Source organism: Kocuria sp. KRD140 (assembly GCF_017168375.1).
GTDB classification, from domain to species: domain Bacteria; phylum Actinomycetota; class Actinomycetes; order Actinomycetales; family Micrococcaceae; genus Kocuria; species Kocuria marina.
Genome location: NZ_JABFAW010000009.1, coordinates 408,102 through 413,077, shown reverse-complemented (window position 1 = coordinate 413,077; position 4,976 = coordinate 408,102). Strand labels below are relative to the sequence as shown.

At 67.3% G+C, this 4,976-nt stretch carries 3 protein-coding genes; 2 read left to right on the top strand and 1 reads right to left on the bottom strand.

Features of this window, described 5'->3' with window-relative positions; genetic code table 11:
• A partial coding sequence (locus J1M36_RS10595) for a lysophospholipid acyltransferase family protein (protein WP_342358334.1) occupies positions 1–779 on the top strand: 779 nt, incomplete at its 5' end.
• A 28-nt stretch (positions 780–807) separates the two neighbouring features.
• A complete protein-coding gene (locus J1M36_RS10590; protein ID WP_193519816.1) occupies positions 808–2,484 on the top strand; it encodes an FAD-binding oxidoreductase in 1,677 nt (558 codons plus the stop codon).
• A gap of 59 nt (positions 2,485–2,543) precedes the next feature.
• Here the strand turns inward: J1M36_RS10590 and J1M36_RS10585 are convergent, their stop codons facing one another.
• Complete coding sequence (locus J1M36_RS10585; protein ID WP_206479502.1) at positions 2,544–4,559, bottom strand: acetoacetate--CoA ligase; 2,016 nt, start codon at positions 4,557–4,559, stop codon at positions 2,544–2,546.
• Positions 4,560–4,976 lie beyond the last annotated feature (417 nt).

Here is a 4,976-nt window from a genome sequence, read left to right as displayed (position 1 = left end):
CGCCTCGGTCGACCCCGGAGCCCCACCCTCGCGTGTTGGACTCCCTCGAGGGCCACACCGGTCGGCAGGAACCCGATCCGCCCGCTCCCCCGGCGGAGTCGGCGGATCTCACGGCGGCCCACTACACCCAGCCCGTGCGCCGGATACTGCGCCGGATCACCCAGACCGTCTTCTTCCGGGGGATCGTCAACCGCACGATCACCCGCACCAACGTGGTGGATCCCGCGGCCTACGGGGTCAAGGGCACGTGCGTGGTCGTCGCGAACCACTCGAGCCATCTGGACGCCCCGCTCGTGATGAGCGGCGTGCCGCACTACATCTCCCGCGATCTCGCGACCGGGGTGGCCGCGGACTACTTCTTCACCGCGTGGCACAAGAAACTGTTCACGCAGCTGATCTTCAACGCCTTCCCCGTGGATCGTCGCGGTGAGGGCGCGAACAAGGGCCTGTCCAAGAAGCTGCTGGCCGCGGGTGTCCCGCTGCTGATCTTCCCGGAGGGGACCCGCTCGAAGACCGGGAAGATGGCCCCGTTCAAGGTGGGAGCGGCGTCATTGGCACTGGCGATGCAGGTGCCGGTCGTGCCCGTGGCCCTGATCGGGGCGCACGAGGCCATGCCGCGCGGTACGAGCTGGCCCCGCCGGGGCCGCCCGCCGGTGGTCGTGGCCGTGGGTGCACCCCTGCGAGCGCGGGGCAACGAGAACGCCTACAGCTTCAACGAGCGCATCGAGGCCGCGGTGCGTGCGCTGTACGCTGCGAACCGGCACAGAATCCAGGACTAGTCGGACCCAGGAAAGAGGTTGTCCCTCAGTGGCACACGTGAAGCATCAGAAGTGGTGGGGTTGGGGCGAGGAAGGCGTGTTCTTCGACTACCAGAACAAGCCGGCCTTCGCGCCGTTCGTCAAGAACGCGATCGGGGTGTCCCTGCGGCCGCGCGAACGGGACACCGTGGACTTCGCCACGGCGCGGGTCCCGGCGTCCACCGCGTCCGAGGACGTGCTGACCGTCCTGCGCGGGATCAGCGGCGCGGAGCACGTGTCCGTGGACGACGAACTGCGCATCGTGCACTGGGCCGGCAAGTCCGTCCTGGAACTGATGCAGACACTGCGCAATGATTTCGCGCGCGTCCCGGACGCGGTGGTCTACCCCGGCTCCGAGGACGAGGTCACCGCGATCCTCACCGCCGCCGTGGAGCACGACCTCGTGGTGATCCCCTTCGGGGGTGGCTCGAGCATCTCGCGCAGCCTCCAGGCCGAGGCGGACGAGACCCGCTGCATCGTGTCCGTGGACATGGGCCGGTTGAACAAGGTGCTCGAGATCGATGAGACCTCCGGGCTCGCGACCATCCAGGCCGGCGTGCTGGGCCCGGAGATGGAAGAACAGCTCAACGCCCGCGGGTGGACCCTGGGCCACTTCCCGGACTCGTTCGCCCACTCTACGCTCGGCGGCTGGGCAGCCACCCGCTCCTCCGGCATGCAGTCGGACAAGTACGGGGACATCGCGGACATCGTACGCGGCCTGCGCATGGTCCGCCCGTCCGGCACGGTCGTGCTACGCTCCCTGCCCTCGACCTCCACCGGGCCCAGCCTGCGCGAGATGATCATCGGCTCTGAGGGCCGGCTCGGGATCATCACCGAGCTCACCGTCCAGGTGCACCGGTTGCCCCAGGAGCACGAGGTCATCGCCTACATGTTCCCCACGTGGCAACAGGCCCTGACCGCGGTGCGCCAGTATACCGAGGCGGAGATCCCCCTCACGTTCGCCCGCGTGTCGGACGCCCACGAGACCGCGTTCTCCTTGGCCACGCAGAAGGCCGCGACCTCCGTCAAGGGCAAGCTCGCCGCCAAGGGCCAGGACGCCCTGTGGGCCGTGATGCGCAAGCGCGGGTGGGACACGGACGCCATGTGCATTTCGTACGTGTGCTTCGAGGGCACCCCCAAGGACGTCGCCGAGCGCAAGAAGGCCGTCGCGAAGATCGCCAAGGCCCAGGGCGCCGTCGTCCTGGGGTCGGGGCCGGGCGCGCTCTACGACCAGAAGAAGTTCGACACCCCGCACCTGCGCGACTTCCTGCTCGAGCAGAACACGGTGGGGGACGTCTCCGAAACCGCCGCGCCGTGGTCGCGCCTGACCACGGTCCACAAGGCCGCGTACGACGCCGCTCAGCGCGCCTACGAGCGGATCGGCAAGACCGGCTGGATCATGTCCCACATGTCGCACTCGTACCACTCGGGGGCGTGCCTGTACTTCACGTTCGCCTACGTGTTCGACGACGAGAAACCGTACGAGGAGTACGAGATCGTCAAGTCCGCGATCCAGCAGTCCTTCGTGGACTCGGGTGCCACCCTGTCCCACCACCACGGCGTGGGCGTGGAGCACCAGCCGTGGATGGAGCAGGACGTCTCCCCCGAGGGTGTGGCCCTCATGAAGGGGCTGTTCCACGCGGCGGATCCGGGAACGAACTTCAACCCGGGCAAGATCGTGTCCTGATCCGACCCACCCATGCCGCAGGCCCCGCTCCCGGTTCACCGGGGACGGGGCCTGCGCCGTCAGGCTCCCGAGGTGTACTTTCGGGCCGCTTCGGCGTACCAGTCCAGGACCTCGGCGTCCTCCGCGGTCGCGCGGTTGACGCTGCTCGGGTCCGCGCCCTGGAAGAGCCTTTTGACGGGGATCTCCAGCAGCTTGCCCGTACGGGTGCGGGGAACGGCCGGGGCCTCGATGATCTCGTCCGGGACGTACCGCGGGGAGATCCTCTCGCGGATGGCCCGCACGATGCGTTCCTCGAGCTCCTGCGTGAGCCGCGTGCCCGGTTGCGGGACCACGAACAGGGGCATGTAGTAGTCCCCGTCCGCGAGTTCCGCCCCGATCACCATGGACGCCGCCACGCCGTCCACCTGGTCCACCACATGGGTCAGATCGGCCGAGCCCATCCGGATCCCCCCGCGGTTGATCGTGGCGTCGGATCGCCCGTGCACCACGAACGGGCCCTCCGAGAGCTGGGTGACCCAGTCCCCTTGGCGCCACACGCCGGGGAACATGTCGAAGTAGGCCGCGTGATACCGGGAGCCGTCCGGATCGTCCCAGAAGAACACGGGCATGCTCGGCATGGGTCGGGTGATCACGAGTTCCCCCACCTGGTCGTACACCCGCCGTCCCTCGCGGTCCCACGACTGGGCGTCCACTCCCAGGTACGGGCCCATGAGCTCGCCCTTGTACACGGGTTGATACGGGTTCGTGCCGATGAACGCGCTCGTGACGTCCGTGCCGCCCGAATCGGATCCGAGACGCACCGTGTCGGACACGGATTCGTACACCCAGTCCCACGTGGCATCGGGCAGCGGTGAGCCGGTCACGAGGATCGATTTCAGCGCGGAGAGGTCCATGCTCACATTGGGGACCACGCCGGCGCGCTGCATCATGGCCAGTACGCCCGCTCCCGTCCCGAAGAACGTGGCCCCGTTGCGCGCCGCCAGCTCGAGGGACTTCTCCGGTCCCCCGTACACGGGTGAACCGTCGTAGGTGATGATGCGGGAACCGGTGAGCAGGATACCAACGAGCATGTTCCAGACCATCCACGTGGTGGCCACGGCGTAGTACGCGATGTCCTCCGGTCCGAGACTGGCGTGCAGCCCCAAGGCCTTCAGGAACTCCAGGACCACCCCGCCGTGGGAATGCACAATCCCCTTCGGTTTACCCGTGGTTCCCGAGGAGTAGAGGATCCACAGGGGATGGTCGAAAGGGAGCTGCTCGTACCGCGGCGTCACGTCGTGCCCGCTGATCTCGGAAAAGCGCAGCGACCCCTCCGGCAGGGCGCCCACCTTGTCCCGCGGTTGTTGGTCAACCACGATCAGTTGCTCCACGGTGGGCAGGACCTCGAGCAAACCGGCGTAGCTCCCGGTCATATCCCGCAGCGACCCGCCGAACTCGTAGCCGTCCACCACGAACAGCACCCGCGGTTCGATCTGCGCGAAGCGGTCCGCGACCCCGGACGGCCCGAAGTCGGTGTTCACCACCGACCACACGGCACCCACGGACGCGGTGGCCAGCATGGCGATCGCAGTTTCCGGAAGGTTGGGAAGTACAGCGGCCACCCGGTCCCCCGGGACGATCCCGAGATCACGCAATTGTTGCGCCACGGAGGCCACTCGGGCTTCCAACTCACCCCAAGTCCAGGTGTCCGGTGCACGTGATTCGTGCTCCCCGATGATGGCGACGTCGTCCGGCCGGGTGCGGGCCGCCCGTAGCGAGTTCTCAGCGTAGTTGAGGCGTGCACCGGGGAACCACTGAGCGCCGGGCATCCCCGTATGCGCCTCCGAGCTCTCGGAGGTACTCAGTGCCTGTTCCCCCGGCCGGGAAGCCACGACGTCGAAGTAGTCCCAGACGCCCTGCCAGAACTCGTTCATCTGCTCCACCGACCACGCGTGCAGTGAGGGATAGTCCGGGAGCTCGATCCCGTGCCGGCGTTCTGCCCACCGGGCGAAGTCGAACATCCGCGAGCCACGAATGGAGTCCTCCGAGGGGGTCCACAGTGGCGTTCTCAGGCTGTCATTCGATGAGGTGTTCATGGCCCCATCGTTGCATCTGCGGTGAGCGGCGTCACGCAAGGCGTCACCGGGATGCGATGTGGCGACAACGGGAATCATTCGTTGAATGCCCATTCCCGGAACGGAAGGAGTAAGGACTCAGAGAGGCTCCCCATGGGACACATGGAAAAAGCCCCCGGGCTGGGGGCGTGTGCTGGTGATCGTGCGTGCATCGGTGCTCGCGAGTGGGCTTCGTGTTCGTGGGTGGGCTTGGTGTTCGCGCCGGTGCTCAGGAATAGGTGTGTTAAATGGTGGGAGGCCGCGCCCCCTAAGGGGTGCGGCCTCGACCACTTCTTTCTTTCATGTTAATCCCGGCGGTGTCTTACTCTCCCACACCCTTCCGAGTGCAGTACCATCAGCGCTGTGGGTCTTAGCTACCGGGTTCGGGATGGGACCGGG

Excerpts from the sequence above, each read along its gene's own strand:
- J1M36_RS10585 (WP_206479502.1), bottom strand. The coding sequence starts at position 4,559 with ATGAACACCTCATCGAATGACAGCCTGAGAACGCCACTGTGGACCCCC.